The sequence below is a fragment of the Pseudomonas sp. NPDC087814 genome (assembly GCF_044742865.1).
Lineage (GTDB): Bacteria > Pseudomonadota > Gammaproteobacteria > Pseudomonadales > Pseudomonadaceae > Aquipseudomonas.
Genome location: NZ_JBIUVK010000008.1, coordinates 76,243 through 92,560, shown reverse-complemented (window position 1 = coordinate 92,560; position 16,318 = coordinate 76,243). Strand labels below are relative to the sequence as shown.

Here is a 16,318-nt window from a genome sequence, read left to right as displayed (position 1 = left end):
CCCGAAGCTGGCACCGTTCTAATGTGGGAGCGGGCTTGCTCGCGAATGCGATGGGGCAGTCAGCCTGTTCGTTGCCTGATACACCGCCTTCGCGAGCAAGCCCGCTCCCACATTGGTTCCCGGTGGTCGAATTATTGTTACACCAGCGAACCGCGCAGCGAGTGCGGTTGTGCCGCGTCGATGTGCACGTCGGCGAACTGCCCGATCAGCGTCGGATTATCACAGCGGAAGTTGACGATCCGGTTGTTCTCGGTCCGGCCCTGCAATTCGCCAGGGTCTTTTTTCGAGTAGTCGGTCACCAGGATGCGCTGGGTCGAGCCCACCATCTGTCGGCTGATCTCGAAACCCTGCTGGTTGAGGCGGTGTTGCAGGGCGTTCAAACGCTCCTTCTTCAACGCTTCCGGGGTTTCGTCGAGCAGGTCTGCCGCCGGGGTGCCCGGGCGCTGGCTGTAGACGAAGGAGTAGGAGAAGTCGAAGCCTACGTCTTCAATCAACTTCATGGTCTGCTGGAAGTCTTTCTCGGTTTCCCCTGGGAAGCCGACGATAAAGTCCGAGCTGATGCAGATCCCCGGCACCGCCGCACGCAATTTGCGCAATTTGGATTTGTATTCCAGGGCGGTGTGGTTGCGCTTCATCGCCGAGAGAATGCGGTCCGAGCCCGATTGCACCGGCAAGTGCAGGTGCTTGACCAGCTCCGGCACTTCGGCGTGGGCCTGGATCAGGCTGTCGGAGAACTCCAGCGGGTGCGAGGTGGTGTAGCGAATCCGCTCGATCCCGTCGACGGCAGCCACTACGCGGATCAACTCTGCGAGGTCCGCCAGGCGCCCGTCGTGGGTCTGGCCACGGTAGCCGTTGACGTTCTGCCCCAGCAGGGTCACTTCACGCACGCCGTTCTCGGCCAGGTGAATGATCTCTGCCAGCACGTCGTCGAACGGGCGGCTGACTTCTTCGCCGCGGGTGTATGGCACCACGCAGAAGGTGCAGTACTTGCTGCAGCCTTCCATTACCGACACATAAGCGCTTGGGCCGTCGATGCGCGGCTCGGGCAAATGGTCGAATTTTTCGATTTCCGGGAACGAGACGTCGACTTGCGGCAGCTTGGTGATGCGCGCGGCGTCGATCATTTCCGGCAGGCGGTGCAGGGTCTGCGGGCCGAAGACAACGTCGACGTACGGTGCTCGGTCGCGAATGGCGGCGCCTTCCTGGCTGGCCACGCAACCGCCGACGGCGATCACCATGTCCGGGTTGGCCAGTTTCAGTTCACGCCAGCGGCCCAGCTGCGAGTAGACCCGGTCCTGGGCCCGCTCGCGGATCGAGCAGGTATTGAGCAGGATCACGTCGGCGTCTTCAGCGCGAGCGGTGACTTCCAGGGCCTGATGTTCACCCAGCAGATCGACCATGCGCGAGCTGTCGTACTCGTTCATCTGGCAACCGTGGGTTTCGATGTAAAGCTTCTTGGCCATGGGGATCGTCAACTGGTGGTAAAGAACCGCGCATTATAGGGGGCATGCCGATAGGTTCCTAGCACTGTGCATCGGACGCCATGCTATAGTTCGCGCCCTCTTTTAAATCCCCCGATGTGTTACCCGCCCACCATGACCAAACGTGAAGCTCCAATCTACAAGGTGATTTTCCTTAACCAGGGCCAGGTGTTCGAAATGTACGCCAAGCAGATCTATCAAAGTGATCTGTGGGGCTTCCTGGAAGTGGAAGAGTTCGTCTTTGGCGAGCGCACGCAGCTGGTCGTCGACCCGGGCGAGGAAAAACTCAAGGCTCAGTTCGAAGGCGTGGTGCGCAGTTTTGTGCCGATGCATTCGATCGTGCGCATCGACGAAGTCGAGCGCCTGGGCACGCCGAAAATCAGCGAGGCCCGGGGCATGAGCAATGTCATGCCGTTTCCGATGCCGATGCCTGAGAAGTAAGGCTTAACACCGCGCCGACCCCTTCGCGAGCAAGCCCGCTCTCACATTCGACCCAGTTCCACCTTTGGAATACAGTCGAATGTGGGAGCGGGCTTGCTCGCGAAGGCGGTAGTAAAGGCGCTACAAAACTCAGGGCAGCGGGGAAAACGGCGAGCTGCCATCTGCGCTCTGCAGTTCCTGCAGGTAGTTGCGGAAAATCTGTCCCAGCACTTGGGTAGCCACTTCCAGTTCGTCGCGCTGCATGTGTTCGGCCACTTCGTCGGCCGTGTCCAGTGCATCTTCGGCGCCGTTCACCGCCGCCATTTTCAGCACGATGTACGCCTGGACGTTATTGGCCGGTACGCCTTCGCCGTGGAAAAACATGGTGCCCAGCTGGAATTGCGCCTGCGCGTGGCCCTGCAACGAGGCTTTCTCGAAGTAGCTCAAGGCTTTGTTGAGGTCGCGTGCGGGGTTTTTACTGTCGTAGAAGTACTCGCCCAACTCGTATTGCGCCTGCGCATCCCCGCCTTCGGCCTGTTTCTGGCACGCGCTCAGGGCTTCGGCCTGGCTTTCCGGCTGGGTATTGAGGGTGCAACGACCCATCGCTGGGATTAACAACGAGTTGCCGCCTGCCTGGGCAAACGCCAGCAGCGGCTGAAGGAGCAACAGGCAGCCCAGAACCAGGGTGCGGCCGGTGCGTTTCATGGGAATCGACTTACCTCTGACGGGGCGCGGGACCCACGGGGGGATCCAATAAGCGCGCATTATGAAATAAGCAGGCACCTGCTTACAAAGTCTTTACTCGTTTTTCTGCTGCGTGGGCAAGTTATCTGCCGGATTGCAGGTGAATTCTCGAAAAAAGACGGAAATGCCTGTAAGCAAAGTAGCAAATCTGACGCCGCCAGGGGCGACGCCTGATTTTTGATCCGCTTATTTCAAGGCGGCGAAGGCGCGCTCGGCGGCATCGAGGGTCAGTTTCAGCTCGGCATCGCCATGGGCGATCGAGGTGAAGCCGGCTTCAAAAGCGCTCGGGGCGAGGTACACGCCCCCTTCCAGCATCAGGTGGAAGAAGCGCTTGAACAGGTCGGCATCGCTGCCCATCACATCGTCGAAGGTGACGATGTCGTCGGCGCCGCTGAAGTACAGGCCGAACATGCCGCCCGCCTGGGTGGTCACGAACGGAATGCCGGCGGCATCGGCGCGCTGTTGCAGGCCGTCCAGCAGGCGAGTGGTGTAGTCGGTCAGCTCGGCGTGGAAGCCCGGGCGGCTGATCAGGCGCAGGGTGGTCAGGCCGGCGGCCATGGCCAGCGGGTTACCCGACAGGGTGCCTGCCTGGTACACCGGGCCCAGCGGCGCGATGTGTTGCATGATTTCGCGCTTGCCGCCGAAGCAGCCCACCGGCATGCCGCCGCCGATGATCTTGCCGAAGGTGCTCAGGTCCGGCGTGACGCTGTAGTAAGCCTGGGCGCCGCCGAGGGCAACGCGGAAGCCGGTCATCACTTCATCAAAAATCAGCACCACGCCGTGCTTGTCGCACTGTTCCCGCAGGCCTTCCAGGAAGCCCGGCGCCGGCGGCACGCAGTTCATGTTGCCGGCCACCGGCTCGACGATGATGCACGCCACTTCCTGGCCGACTTCGCTGAGCATCTGCTCGACGGCAGCGATGTCGTTGAACGGCAGGGTCAGGGTGTGTTTGGCGAACGCGGCCGGCACCCCGGCGGAGCTCGGTACGCCCTGGGTCAGCGCACCGGAACCGGCCTTGACCAGCAGGCTGTCGGAGTGGCCGTGGTAGCAGCCTTCGAACTTGATGATGCTGTCGCGGCCGGTAAACCCACGGGCCAGGCGAATCGCGCTCATGGTGGCTTCGGTGCCGGAGCTGACCATCCGCACCATCTCCATGGAGGGCACGATGGAGCACACCAGGTCAGCCATCTCGGTTTCCATGGCGGTCGGTGCGCCATAGGACAGGCCGTGTTGCAGCTGCTGGCGCACCGCGTCCAGTACTTCCGGATGGCTGTGGCCGAGGATCATCGGGCCCCACGAACCCACGTAGTCGACGTAGCGCTTGTCATCTTCGTCGGTGACGTAGGCGCCTTCGGCATGCTTGAAGAACAGTGGGGTGCCGCCAACGCTCTTGAACGCTCGCACGGGAGAGTTCACACCGCCGGGGATGTGTTTCTGGGCATTGGCAAACAGGGTTTCGGAACGGGACATGATCGTGTTCTCTGAATTCAAGATTTTAGAAGATCGTTGAAAGCGCGGGCGCGGCGCGTGACTTCCTGAGTGCTGTCGGCACCAAACAGGCCGTGGACCACTGCCAGCAAGTCGGCACCGTGGGCCACCAGCGGCTTGGCATTTTCCAGGGTGATGCCGCCGATCACGCAGATCGGCAGGTGCAACCGCGCGCGCGCCTGGGCCAGCAGTTCAACGGTGGCTGCCGGCGCGCCGGGCTTGGTGTTGGAATTGAAGAAGCGGCCGAAGGCGACATAACTGGCACCTTCGCGGGCAGCCTGCTCGGCCAGTTCGATCTGGCTGTGGCAGGTGGAGCCGATGATCGCCTTGGAACCGAGCAGCGCACGGGCCGGGGTCAGCGGGCCGTCGGTCTGGCCCAGGTGCACGCCGACGCCGAGGCGTGCGGCCAGTTCGGCGTCATCGTTGATGATCAGTTGGGTCTTGTAGCGCGAGCACAGCTCTCGCAGTTTTTCGGCTTCCCGCAGGCGGCGCGCTTCGTCGCTGCTTTTATCGCGGTATTGCAGCAGGGTCACGCCACCGTCCAACGCCGCTTCGACGTAGGCCAGGAACTTGCCGGCCAACAGTTGGCTGTCGGTAATGGCATAAAGGCCACGTAGTTTCATCGGGCAGGCCTCTTGGTGTTACGAGCAGAAATCCAACGGCAGACGACGAGGCACGAATTGCCCCTGGCCGAGTTGTTCAGCGTCACGCAGGGTGCGCCAAGTGTAGTTGAGGGCCGATTGCACCGCGCTGACCAACCCTTCGCCTTGTGCCAACCGACCGGCCAGCGCGCTGGCCAGGGTGCAGCCCGAACCGTGATAACTGCCGGGCAGTCGCTGGCAGGTAAAGGTCTGGTGCGTGCCGTCGCGGCTGTAGAGGCGGTTGTGCACTTCGTGCTCGTCGCCATGGCCGCCGGTGATCAGCAGGTGCTTGATGAACGGCAGCAGTTTCGCGGCGCATTCGTCCGCCGTGCCCTCGGGCAATTCGGCGAGGATGCGTGCTTCAGGCAGGTTGGGGGTGGCGATCAGCGACAGCGGCAACAGCCGCTCGCGCATGGCGTAGCCGACCTCGTCCTTGCCCAGGCTGCCGCCGCCGCCGGCACGCAGCACCGGGTCGCAGACCACCGGCAAATGCGGGTGCGCCTTGAGCAGTTCGACCACGGTGTCGACCATCTCCAGGGAACCGAGCATGCCCAGTTTCACCGCGGCCACTTCGGAGTCACCGAGCACGGCGTTGGCCTGGGCCAGCACCCACTCGCGATCCAGCACGCGGAAATCGCTGACGTTGACGGTGTTCTGCACAGTCAGCGCGGTGACGGCCGGGGCCGCATGACAGCCCTGGGCGAGCAGGGCTTCGATATCTGCCTGCAAGCCGGCGCCACCACTGGGATCATGGCCGGAGAGACAGAGGACAACGGGGCGAGAGCTGTAGATATTCATGGTGCGCGAGCTTACCACCAAACGCTTTTTGGGTGGCTGTCGGGCGATGGTTGAATTTTTAGCGGAGGGGAAGGTGGAAATGGCTGTTTGCTATCACCTTGAAATACAGGTCAAATGCCCTGTAATGCCCGCTCTAGAGCCTTTCAAAAAATTATTTCAATGGTGTCTTTTGGCCTGTAATGGCTATGCTAGAGTGGATTCAAACCAATAACTGTATCGCCGGTTTACGTCTGCTCAAAAGGAATGGAGGCTTTTGACATAACCGGACAGGTCACGCTGGGGCTCTATGCGCTATTTGCTGATGTTACTGTTGACCGGGCTGCCGATGCTGGCCGGCGCAGTCGAGTTCAACGAGACCACCACGCGGTTGCCCCTGGGCCAAGTGATGCAAGTCCTTGAGGACCCCAGTGGCGCCCTGACCATTGGCGATATCAGCTCGCCGGTCCTCGCCAGTCGTTTCAAGACCCACGACAAAGCCACATTGAATGCCGGCTATTCGCGCTCGGTGTTCTGGCTCAAGGTCGATTTGCATTATCGCGCACAGCGCCCGGATGCCCCGCGCCGCTGGCTGCTGGAACTGGCTTACCCGCCGCTGAACCAACTGGAGCTGTACGAGCCTGACAGTGTCGGCAACTATCGACTGGTGTCGCGCACCGGCAGCATCCTGCCGTTTTCCAGCCGCGAAATCCGCCAGAGCAACTACCTGTTCAAGCTCGACTTCGTCCCTGGCCAGCAGGAAACCCTGTACCTGCGCCTGCAAAGCCAGGGCTCGATCCAGGCACCGCTGACCCTCTGGTCCACCACCGCGTACCTCGAAGAACAGCCATTGCGCCTGTACGTGCTGGGTGTGATCTACGGCGTGTTGCTCGGCATGCTGATCTACAACCTGTTCATCTACCTGAGCGTGCGCGACACCAGCTACCTCTATTACATCCTCTATATCGCCTCGTTCGGCCTGTATCAGCTGTCGGTGAACGGCGTCGCCGTGCAGTATTTCTGGCCGAATAACCCGTGGTGGGCGAACGCGGCGGTGCCCTTCCTGATCGGCTCGGCGGCGCTGTTCGGCAGCCTCTTTGCCCGCAGTTTCCTGCACACTGCGCTTTACAGTCGCTGGATCAACCGGCTGTTGCTGGCCCTGGCGGTCAGCGGCGGGGTGGTGATGGTGCTGGCACTGTTCACCAGTTATGCGCTGGCGCTGCGCCTGGCCACCGCCCTGGCGCTGGTCTTTACCGTGACCATCTTCGTCGCGGCCATCAAGGCCTGGTATTGCGGCCAGCGCATGGCGCGCTACTTCATCATCGCCTGGACCGCGTTCCTGCTGGGCGGTGTAGTCAATACGATGATGGTGCTGGGCTACCTGCCCAATGTGTTCCTCACGATGTACGCCAGCCAGATCGGCTCGGCACTGGAAGTGGCCTTGCTGTCCCTGGCGCTGGCCGATCGGATCAATTCGATGCGCGAGCAACAGGCGCAAATCCTGTTCGACGCCAGCCAGAAACTCGAAGTGCTCAACACGCAACTGGCCCACAGCAACCAGCTCAAGGATGAATTCCTCGCCACCTTGACCCACGAGCTGCGCACGCCGATGAACGGTGTGATCGGCTCCCTGGAATTGATGCAGACCGAGCCGCTGCCAGGCGACCTCGCGCAGTACCATCAAACCGCCTCCGGTGCGGCCCGCGAGATGATGCGCATGGTCAACGGCATCCTCACCCTCACCGAATTGCAGGCCGGGCGCCTCAGCCCGCAACCCCAAGTGTTCAGCCTGCGTGGGCTGCTCGACACCTTGCGCCAGCAGTTCGCGGCCAGCGCCCAGAACAAAGGGTTGGCGTTCTCCATTGATCTGGCAGAAGACCTGCCGGACCGCATCAACGGTGATCCCGGCAAGCTGGCGCAGTGCCTGGATTGCCTGTTGGACAATGCCTTCAAGTTCACCCACGAGGGCTCGGTGCGTGTGCGGGTGGTCGGTGTGCCCCAGGCGGACGGAACGCTGCGCCTGACCTTCATTGTCACTGACACCGGCATCGGCTTCGCCTACCTCGATGAGGCGACCCTGTATCAGCGCTTCTTCCAGCTCGATGGCTCGACCACTCGACAATACGGCGGCATGGGCATTGGCCTGGCGATCTGCCGGCAATTGATCGAGTTGCTCGGTGGGCGCCTCACCCACAATTCCGAGCCGCGGCGCGGCAGTCGCTTCCAGCTGGAACTTGCAGTCAGCCCCGTCCAGCCAGAACCGGCTGCCGTGCGGCGAGTACCGCAGGCGCAACGCACGCCGCAGGAGTGCACGGTGCTGCTGGTAGACGACAACAGCGTGGCGCAACTGGTGGTGCGCGGCATGTTGCTCAAGCTCGGTTATCGGGTGAAAACCGTCGACAATGGGCCGGCCGCCCTGGCGTTGCTGCAGACTCAAACCTTCGACGCAGTGTTGCTGGATGTGCCCGAGGGCGGCTTTTCGCTGTGCTGCCAGATCCGTGCGTTGCCCGGCTGTGGTGAGCTGCCGGTGATCGCCTTGAGCACCTCGTTACAAGCCCCGGAACGCGAGCGCTGCCACGGCGTGGGTATCACCGACCGAGTGGCCAAGCCGGTACGTTTCGAGGCCCTGCAACGGGTGCTGCAACTGCGGTTGTTGCATATGGTTGAGGGTGAAAGCGCCGCCAATTAGGCGTTTATGCCACTTTTTTAACCCGGGTGACGGTGCTTAACTGAAATTCAGGCCTCAATGAACGTGGCCTTTTTTCAGGAGGCCCGTCATGCACCTGCACCAGTTCGCCGAAACCCACGACGTCACCAACCAGCCACCGTCCCTGGACGGCACCAACCTGTACCGTATCGACTTGCCGCTGCAAGACTGGTCCCGGCGCTTCGGCGCCGGCTGGGCCGAGCAGCGCATCGACACCTATGGTGCGCTGGCGGGCGGGCCGCTGATGGAAGCCGGGTTCCTGGCCAACCAGAACAAACCGGTGTTCAACAGCCATGACCGGTTTGGCCATCGCATCGACCTGGTGGAGTTTCATCCGGCCTACCACGAACTGATGCGCACCGCCGTCGAACACGGCCTGCCGTCGTTGCCGTGGGCCCATCCGCAATCCGGCGCCCATGTGGCCCGCGCGGCGATGACCTACCTGCACAGCCAGGCCGAAGCCGGTACCGGCTGCCCGCTGACCATGACGTTCGCCTGCGTCCCGGCCCTGCGCCTGCAGCCAGACCTGGCTGAAACCTGGCTGCCGAAAATCCTCGCCACCGAATACGACCCGCGCAACGTCGGCATCGCCCACAAGGCCGGCGCCACCATCGGCATGGCCATGACCGAGAAACAGGGTGGCACCGACGTGCGCGCCAACACCACCCGCGCTTACCCGGTGGGCGCCGGCGGCCCGGGCCAGGCGTATGAGCTGGTGGGGCACAAGTGGTTCTGCTCCGCGCCGATGTGCGATGGCTTCCTCACCCTGGCCCAGACCGACAAGGGCCTGACCTGTTTCCTGCTGCCCCGGCACCGCCCGGATGACACCCGCAACGAGTTCTACATCCAGCGCCTGAAAAACAAGCTCGGCAACTGCTCCAACGCTTCCAGCGAAGTGGAGTTTCGTGGCGCTCTGGCCTGGATGATCGGCGAAGAAGGGCGCGGCGTACCGACCATCATCGAGATGGTGGCGATGACCCGCTTCGATTGCATGGTCGGCTCCAGCGCCCTGATGCGCCAGGCGCTGACCCAGGCCAGCCATCATTGCGCTCACCGCCTGGTAGGTGGCCGGGTGCTCAGCGAGCAACCGTTGATGCAGAACGTACTGGCCGACCTGGCCCTGGAAAGCGAGGCGTCCCTGGCCTTGAGCATGCGCATGGGGCGCGCGCTGGACCATCTGGATAACGAACAGGAAGCCAAATTCGCCCGGCTGGTGACGGCGGTGGGCAAGTACTGGATCTGCAAGCGCGCGCCCGCGATGATCAACGAAGCCGCCGAGTGCATGGGCGGTGCGGGGTATGTCGAGGACAGTATCCTGCCGCGCTTGTACCGTGAGGCGCCGGTCAACTCGACGTGGGAAGGTTCCGGCAATGTGCAGTGCCTGGATGTGCTGCGGGCCCTGTCCAAAGAACCGGGCGTATTGGAGGCGCTGTTTGTCGAGCTGGGGGATGGTCATGGCCACAAGCACCTGGCGCGGCATATCGAGCAGTTGAAGTCGGCGTTCATGGACACTCAGGACATTCAGTACCGTGCCCGCCAACTCACCGAGGACATCGCGGTGGCGTTGCAGGCCAAGCTGCTGCTGGAGGCGGGCAATGCCAGTGTGAGTGATGGCTTTATCGCCAGCCGACTGGGTGAGTCGTCGGGCCGGGTCTATGGCACCTTGCCGCGCGGTGTGGATGTGGAGGCCATCGTCGCCCGGTCGACACCTCAAATCCTCTGAATGAATGCGGGCAAAATGTGCGAGCGGGCTTGCTCGCGAAGGCGGTGGATCAGCCAATACATGTGCTGACTGACCTAGCGCTTTCGCGAGCAAGTCGAATCGTCGCACCGCCGCTCCCACATTATTGGTCGCATTCCAATTCCGGTGTTCCAGTGCGCCAGGGATACAGGCAAGATGAAGGCCTGCAAGTCAGAACACAGGATGCTTACCGTGACCGAAGCTTTTGTTGTCGTTCAAACCGCCGAAGAAGCCGTGGATCGGCTGGCGGCTCTCCATGAGCGTGCTACCGGCGCGCTCAATCAAGCCCTCAAGCGCTACCTCAAAGACCGCGTCGAACCCGACGCTGAACAACGTGCGATGTTTCGCTACCCGGAACTGCGCCTGACCTACCTGGTGCAGGGCGAAGTCCCACAGACCACCCGGGCGTATGCCAAGGTTCAGTTGCCGGGGACCTACAGCGTCACCGTCACCCATCCGTCGGCCTTCCGCAAATACCTGCTGGAGCAACTGGTGCCGTTGATGCACGACTTCACCGTGACGGTGGAAGTGGGCGTCAGCCAGCAGAACATTCCCTACCCGTACGTGGTGGAGCAGGGTGACGAACTGGCCGGCTCCGGTGTAACTGCCGCCACGCTGGCGCGGGTGTTCCCGAGTACCGACCTGTCTGCCGCCACCGATGGCATCGCCGACGGCCTGTACGACTGGGAAAACACCGACCCGCTGCCATTGGCGTTGTTCGATGCCGCCCGCGTCGACTTCTCCCTGCGCCGGCTGGTGCACTACACCGGCAGCGACTGGCGCCATGTGCAGCCGTGGATTTTGCTGACCAACTACCACCGCTACGTTGACCAGTTCATCGTGCATGGCCTGGAACAGTTGCGCAGCGACCCGCGCTTTATCCGCATGGTGCTGCCGGGCAATGTGATCATCGACAAGAGCATGGACCACGGCGAAGCGTCTGCCATTGCTGCCGGCGTGGTCTGGCACCGCTACCAGATGCCGGCCTACCACTTGCAGGCCAGCGACGGCCATGGTGTGACCCTGGTGAACATCGGCGTCGGCCCGTCCAATGCCAAGAACATCACCGACCACCTCGCCGTATTGCGTCCGCATTGCTGGCTGATGATTGGTCACTGCGGCGGGCTGCGCCAATCCCAGACCATCGGTGACTATGTGCTGGCTCACGCCTACATGCGTCGCGACGGGATTCTCGACCGGGTAGTGCCGCCGAACATTCCGATCCCGGCCCTGGCCGAAGTGCAGATGGCCTTGCAGCAAGCCGCGGCCAACGTCACCGGCGAGAAAGGCGAAGAGCTGAAAAAGCGCCTGCGCACCGGCACCGTGCTGACCTACGACGACCGCAACTGGGAGCTGCGCTGGGCCCAGGAACGGCCGCTGATCAACCTGTCCCGCGCCGTGGCCGTGGACATGGAAAGCGGCACCATCGCCGCCCAGGGCTACCGCCTGCGGGTGCCGTACGGCACGTTGCTGTGTGTGTCGGATAAACCGCTGCACAGCGAGATCAAGCTGCCGGGATCGGCCAACGCGTTCTATGAGCGTGCGGTCAGCCAGCACTTGAAGATCGGCATCGAGGCGGTGGATCTGTTGCGCACCGAACTCAACTCGCTGCACTCGCGCAAACTGCGCAGCTTCGACGAGCCGCCGTTCCGCTAAACGGTTGGGATGGTTATTTAACGGTCAGGCCACTAGCATTGTCGGTCCTGACCGTTAGATGTTCCTTTGCCATGTCCCGTCCTGCCCGTCCTGTTTCCCGCCGCCCCGGTGTGAAAAGTCCGCAAACCTCGTCAGCCCCGCGTCGTGTCGCCAAGGCGCCACCGGCCGATCCCAAGTTGATCCTGTTCAATAAACCCTTCGATGTGCTGACCCAATTCAGCGATGAAGGCGGGCGGGCGACCCTCAAGGATTTCATCGACATCCCCGGCATTTACCCGGCCGGGCGCCTGGACCGTGACAGTGAAGGCCTGTTGCTGCTGACCAACGACGGCCAATTGCAGGCGCGCATCGCGGACCCCAAGCACAAGCTGGCGAAAACCTATTGGGTGCAGGTGGAAGGCGAGCCGACCGAGGAACAGCTGCAACGCCTGCGCGACGGTGTGGAGCTCAACGACGGCATGACCCTGCCCGCCGAAGCCCGGCAACTGGACGAGCCACAACTGTGGCCACGTAACCCGCCGGTGCGGTTTCGCAAAAGCGTGCCGACCCATTGGCTGGAGTTGGTGATTCGTGAAGGGCGTAACCGCCAGGTGCGGCGCATGACGGCGGCAGTGGGGTTGCCGACGCTGCGTCTGGTGCGGGTGCGGATTGGTGACTGGTCAATCGACGGCCTGGACCAAGGCCAATGGAAAGAAGTGCCGGCGCGCTTATAAGGCGCCGGACTCGATCAGGCCGATCACCACGCTTTTGATGATGAACGCGGCAACGCCCAGGCCCAGCACGAAGAACAGGATCATCGAGCCAAAGCGCCCGGCCTTGGATTTCTTCGCCAGGTCCCAGACGATAAAGCCCATGAAAATGATCAGGACGCTGACCAGGCCGGTCATCATCCATTCTTCAAACACGGCGGGATCAATCGAGTTCATCGGGTCGTTTCCGGCTGGGGCAGGGCGCCGATTATACGCCAGGGCAATCGGCGCGACATTGACCTGCGTCGGTCTGCCGCAGACTTACCACCCTGCGGGAACACAGTCAAAATGTGGGAGCGGGCTTGCTCGCGAATGCGGTGTGCCAGGCACCGAATGTGCTGACTGATCCACCGCATTCGCGAGCAAGCCCGCTCCCACATTTGTTCCGCGCTGGTCTTAAGTGCGCAGGTGGGTCAGCGGCAGCTCGGTGCTGTTGAGCACCTGGTTCAGCACAAAGCTTGAACGCACGCTGGTGACGCCTTCGATGCGGGTCAGGTGGCCCAGCAGCAGCTTCTGGTAGTGATCCATGTCTGGCACCACCACTTTCAGCTGATAGTCGGCGTCCATCCCGGTCACCAGGCTGCATTCCAGCACTTGCGGCAAGGTGCGGATGGCCGCTTCGAAGTTCTCGAAACGTTCGGGGGTGTGTCGGTCCATGCCGATCAGCACGTAGGCCGTGAGACTCAGGCCGAGCATCTTGCGGTCGAGCAAGGCGACCTGGCGGGCGATGTAGCCGTCGTCTTCGAGTTGCTTGACCCGGCGTGAGCACGGCGAAGGCGACAGGCCGATGCGCTCGGCCAACTCCTGGTTGGAGATCCTCGCGTCGCGCTGCAATTCCGCCAAAATACTCAGGTCGTATCGGTCAAGTTTGCTCATGGGGCTGGCCTTTGTCGTAACTATTGCGGTGAATTATCTATCCAGGGTTAAAAATTGCGCAAGCACTGTTTATTGACGCAATCTTCGCAATCATCTGCCCGAGGCCGAGGCGTAGAGTTATCAACAGAATCACTGCCCGGACATACAGTCCACTGCAGCCCGCCAATAAGGCCGGCTGCGGCCGCCAACCCCACAGGGTTGCCCCGGCCCCCGGGCTGCACACTGTCCACAAGACGGCGTGAGGTGAGCCAACGTCAAAAGCGTTGAGCCAGGACGAAGTTCTCAAGGGGCGACCGACGGGTCGCCCCTTTTTATTGCCTGCGAAAATACTTCTCGTGACTGATAACCTCTCGCAGAACCGGGCCCCGGTTTTCCAGTCTTACGTGTAGGCCCTAATCCGCAGTGAGGAATAGCATGAAGCGCATCTGGCGTTTGGCAGGTGTTGGTTTGCTGATGATGAGCGTTGGTGCGCAAGTGATGGCCGACGACCCGCCACGCCAGGAAGGCGGTGGTCAGCATGAAAGAGGCCCGGAAGGGCATCCAGGCAATAATCAGCCTCGGCCGCAGAACAACCAACCGCGACCACAAAATAGTCAACCGCGCCCTGTAGCCCCTCGGCCCGAGAACAATCAGCCGCGTCCGCAGAATCAGCATTTCGAAAACAATCAGCCACGGCCGCAGAACCAGAATGTCGAGCGCCCGAATGGGGGTGGCCAGTGGCAAGGTCGTCCACAAGGCAACCAGCAGCAACCGCCGCACCCGGCGCCGCAGCCGGCCAATAACCTGCCGATCCAGGGTCGCCCGGATACCGTGCGCCAGACCCAGGAACCGCGTCAGGGCAATTACCAGGACATCCCGCGTCGCAACGACGGCAACCAGCATTGGCAAGCCGGCAATGGTGGCCCGGGTCGTCCCGGTTTCAACGGCGGTAACGGTGGTGGCAATAACCACCCCAACGATCACCGCTGGCCAGGTCGCCCCGACGGGCACGGCAATGGCTGGGGCCCAGGCCCGCAATACCGTCCGGGTTACATCGTCGACCGCTTCCCCGACCGCAATTACCGCGTGCCGTATCGCGGCCAGGACTACTTCTTCTCGGGTGGCTACTGGTATCGCCCACAAGGCCCGCGCTATGTCGTCGTGACGCCGCCTTACGGGATTCGCGTGCAATACCTGCCCGACTACGCGCGGGAAGTGTGGGTGGGCAGTGCGCTGTTCTTCCTCGCCGCCGGTGCCTATTACACCTACGAAGAAAGCACTCAGCAGTACGTGGTGGTCGAGCCTCCACCCGCCGCGCCAGCGCCGCAACCTGTGCCCCAGGGCAATGGTTATGACGTGGTGGCTTACCCGGCCAACGGCCAGTCACCGGCGCAGGTCCAGCAGGACGGTTACGACTGCTATCGCTGGGCGGTGCAACAAAGTGGCTTTGACCCAAGGACCGTCACCTACGCCCCCGACCCGGCCGTGGTGCAAACCTACCGCCAGGCCCAGGGCAACTGCCTGAGCAGTCGAGGCTATCAGGTGCAGTACTAGGCCTTCTCGCCCTTGACCACTTCCTGCGGGTCGGCGTGCACCAGCACTTCGGCTCGCGGGTAGGCGTTGTGGATGGCATCGGCGGCCTGGTCGCTGATGCCATGGGCCACCGACAGACTCAATTCCCCCGGTAACTCCAGGTGCAACTGCACAAACCAGTGGCTGCCGGAAATCCGCGTGCGCAAGTCATGTGCACCGAGTACACCGGGCACGCTGCACGCCAGTTCCAGCATGTGCTGGCTGACATCCGGCGGCAGTTCCTCGTCCATCAGCACCGAAAAACTTTCCCGGGCGATCTGGATGGCGCTCCACAAAATGTAGGCCGCGATGCCCAGGCCGAACCAGGCGTCCACCTGATGAAAACCAAACGCCGCCAGCACCAACGCCACCAGGATGCTGCCGTTGAGCATCATGTCTGAGCGATAGTGCAGCGAGTCGGCGCGGATGGCGTTGGAGCCGGTTTCGCGGATCACCCGGTATTGCAGGATCAGCAGCGCCGCCGTCAACGCCAGGGACAGAACGATCACGCCAATACTCAGCCATGGCGCGCCCACAGGTTCCGGATGCTGCAAACGCTGGAACGCCTGGAAGGCGATCAACACCGCACTGCCGGCGATGAACAACGCCTGGGCCATGCCCGACAGGGATTCCGCCTTGCCGTGGCCATAACGATGATCGTCATCCGCCGGGCGCAACGCGTAGTGCACGGCCAGCAAGTTGAGCAGCGAGGTAACGCCGTCGAGCAGCGAGTCGGTCAGCCCGGCGAGCATGCTCACCGAGCCGCTGAGCCACCAGGCGATGGCCTTGGTCACAATCAGCACACAGGCCACGCCGACGGAAGCGCGGGTGGCCAGGCGCAACAGCCGGGCGTGTTCGGGACTGGTGGTCATGGGGCGGGTCAGTCCTTAAGCGGCGGGTTGCAGGCCCAGGGTGGCGAGTTGTTGCACGCTGCCCTTGAACTGGATCATGCGCGGGTCGTCCAGCGGCAGATTGCGCCCGGTTTCTTTCTGGATGATGGTTTGCAGCTTGGCGTTATCGACCTTGCCGTCGGCGCCGATGGCTTGCTGGAGTTTTTCCGGAGCTACCTGGGCGGTTTTGCCCGGCTCGAAGTAGATCGCGCCGGTGGCGAAGTCGACACCAAAGGCGATCAGGCCCGGGATCACGTAGAACAGCAGGCCGACCGCATCGAGCACGGCAATTGCCGGGTCGATCTTGCCGTCGATCTGGCCCCGGCGGTCGGGGTAGAAAATCGAGCCGCAGGCCGTCAACTGGCTCAGCAGGGTGACGGCCAGAACACCGCCGATGACACGGGAAGCAACACGCATGGGACTCTCCTTGAACATAATGAAAATGACTATAAGCCAGTCTACAAGGCGACGATGATCAAGTGTGGGAGCTGGCTTGCCTGCGATGGCGGTGGTTCAGTTTCAGGTGTGTTGGCTGACACACCGCTATCGCAGGCAAGCCCGCTCCCACCTTTGACCGCATTCCAGTCAGTACGGGGCCGT

Annotated in this window: 15 protein-coding genes; 6 read left to right on the top strand and 9 right to left on the bottom strand. The window is 62.3% G+C overall.

Features of this window, described 5'->3' with window-relative positions; all coding sequences use genetic code 11:
• Positions 1-137: 137 nt before the first annotated feature.
• Positions 138-1,463: a tRNA (N6-isopentenyl adenosine(37)-C2)-methylthiotransferase MiaB gene (gene miaB, locus ACIOMR_RS09365; RefSeq protein ID WP_102369960.1), complete on the bottom strand. Its 1,326-nt coding sequence runs from the start codon at positions 1,461-1,463 to the stop codon at positions 138-140.
• 132 nt (positions 1,464-1,595) lie between these two features.
• Here miaB and ACIOMR_RS09360 point away from each other — a divergent pair, with 132 nt between their 5' ends.
• Positions 1,596-1,922: a DUF1820 family protein gene (locus ACIOMR_RS09360; RefSeq protein WP_003215457.1), complete on the top strand. Its 327-nt coding sequence runs from the start codon at positions 1,596-1,598 to the stop codon at positions 1,920-1,922.
• A 129-nt stretch (positions 1,923-2,051) separates the two neighbouring features.
• Here ACIOMR_RS09360 and ACIOMR_RS09355 read toward each other — a convergent pair whose 3' ends face one another.
• The 4 genes from ACIOMR_RS09355 to ACIOMR_RS09340 all read right to left on the bottom strand — a co-directional run bounded on the left by ACIOMR_RS09355 (position 2,052) and on the right by ACIOMR_RS09340 (position 5,572).
• Positions 2,052-2,606, bottom strand: a complete 555-nt coding sequence (locus tag ACIOMR_RS09355) for a tetratricopeptide repeat protein (RefSeq protein ID WP_401193639.1) — start codon at positions 2,604-2,606, stop codon at positions 2,052-2,054.
• A 225-nt stretch (positions 2,607-2,831) separates the two neighbouring features.
• Positions 2,832-4,115: a glutamate-1-semialdehyde 2,1-aminomutase gene (gene hemL / locus ACIOMR_RS09350; protein WP_401193636.1), complete on the bottom strand. Its 1,284-nt coding sequence runs from the start codon at positions 4,113-4,115 to the stop codon at positions 2,832-2,834.
• A 17-nt stretch (positions 4,116-4,132) separates the two neighbouring features.
• Positions 4,133-4,756 carry a thiamine phosphate synthase gene (gene thiE / locus ACIOMR_RS09345; RefSeq protein ID WP_177113525.1) on the bottom strand — a complete coding sequence of 208 codons (624 nt, stop codon included), beginning with the start codon at positions 4,754-4,756 and terminating at the stop codon, positions 4,133-4,135.
• A gap of 18 nt (positions 4,757-4,774) precedes the next feature.
• On the bottom strand, positions 4,775-5,572 hold the full coding sequence (locus tag ACIOMR_RS09340) for a hydroxymethylpyrimidine/phosphomethylpyrimidine kinase (protein ID WP_003215474.1): 798 nt from the start codon (positions 5,570-5,572) through the stop codon (positions 4,775-4,777).
• 286 nt (positions 5,573-5,858) lie between these two features.
• On the opposite strand from ACIOMR_RS09340, the gene ACIOMR_RS09335 reads away from it, so the two are divergent.
• The 4 genes from ACIOMR_RS09335 to ACIOMR_RS09320 all read left to right on the top strand — a co-directional run bounded on the left by ACIOMR_RS09335 (position 5,859) and on the right by ACIOMR_RS09320 (position 12,365).
• The gene (locus ACIOMR_RS09335; protein WP_401193631.1) at positions 5,859-8,237 is read left to right on the top strand and encodes a 7TM diverse intracellular signaling domain-containing protein; all 2,379 of its coding nucleotides are present in this window, start codon (positions 5,859-5,861) and stop codon (positions 8,235-8,237) included.
• 88 nt (positions 8,238-8,325) lie between these two features.
• Positions 8,326-9,978: an acyl-CoA dehydrogenase family protein gene (locus ACIOMR_RS09330; RefSeq protein ID WP_177008848.1), complete on the top strand. Its 1,653-nt coding sequence runs from the start codon at positions 8,326-8,328 to the stop codon at positions 9,976-9,978.
• 174 nt (positions 9,979-10,152) lie between these two features.
• A complete protein-coding gene (amn, locus tag ACIOMR_RS09325; protein WP_172834544.1) occupies positions 10,153-11,652 on the top strand; it encodes an AMP nucleosidase in 1,500 nt (499 codons plus the stop codon).
• A 71-nt stretch (positions 11,653-11,723) separates the two neighbouring features.
• The gene (locus ACIOMR_RS09320) at positions 11,724-12,365 is read left to right on the top strand and encodes a pseudouridine synthase (RefSeq protein ID WP_003215483.1); all 642 of its coding nucleotides are present in this window, start codon (positions 11,724-11,726) and stop codon (positions 12,363-12,365) included.
• Here the strand turns inward: ACIOMR_RS09320 and ACIOMR_RS09315 are convergent.
• Positions 12,360-12,569, bottom strand: coding sequence for a DUF2788 domain-containing protein (locus tag ACIOMR_RS09315; protein WP_401193741.1), 210 nt, complete (start codon positions 12,567-12,569; stop codon positions 12,360-12,362). The two genes, ACIOMR_RS09320 and ACIOMR_RS09315, sit on opposite strands and share 6 nt — an antisense overlap.
• Before the next feature lie 228 nt (positions 12,570-12,797).
• Entirely contained in the window at positions 12,798-13,277 is a 480-nt protein-coding gene (locus tag ACIOMR_RS09310) for an Lrp/AsnC family transcriptional regulator (protein ID WP_003194418.1), read from the bottom strand.
• Positions 13,278-13,691: 414 nt separating this feature from the next.
• Between ACIOMR_RS09310 and ACIOMR_RS09305 the strand changes: the two genes are divergently transcribed.
• The gene (locus ACIOMR_RS09305) at positions 13,692-14,810 is read left to right on the top strand and encodes a DUF6515 family protein (protein ID WP_401193625.1); all 1,119 of its coding nucleotides are present in this window, start codon (positions 13,692-13,694) and stop codon (positions 14,808-14,810) included.
• On the opposite strand, the gene ACIOMR_RS09300 is transcribed toward ACIOMR_RS09305, so the two are convergent.
• The gene (locus ACIOMR_RS09300) at positions 14,807-15,700 is read right to left on the bottom strand and encodes a cation diffusion facilitator family transporter (RefSeq protein ID WP_003215490.1); all 894 of its coding nucleotides are present in this window, start codon (positions 15,698-15,700) and stop codon (positions 14,807-14,809) included. The two genes, ACIOMR_RS09305 and ACIOMR_RS09300, sit on opposite strands and share 4 nt — an antisense overlap.
• A gap of 15 nt (positions 15,701-15,715) precedes the next feature.
• Positions 15,716-16,135 carry a hypothetical protein gene (locus tag ACIOMR_RS09295; protein ID WP_003215492.1) on the bottom strand — a complete coding sequence of 140 codons (420 nt, stop codon included), beginning with the start codon at positions 16,133-16,135 and terminating at the stop codon, positions 15,716-15,718.
• Positions 16,136-16,318 lie beyond the last annotated feature (183 nt).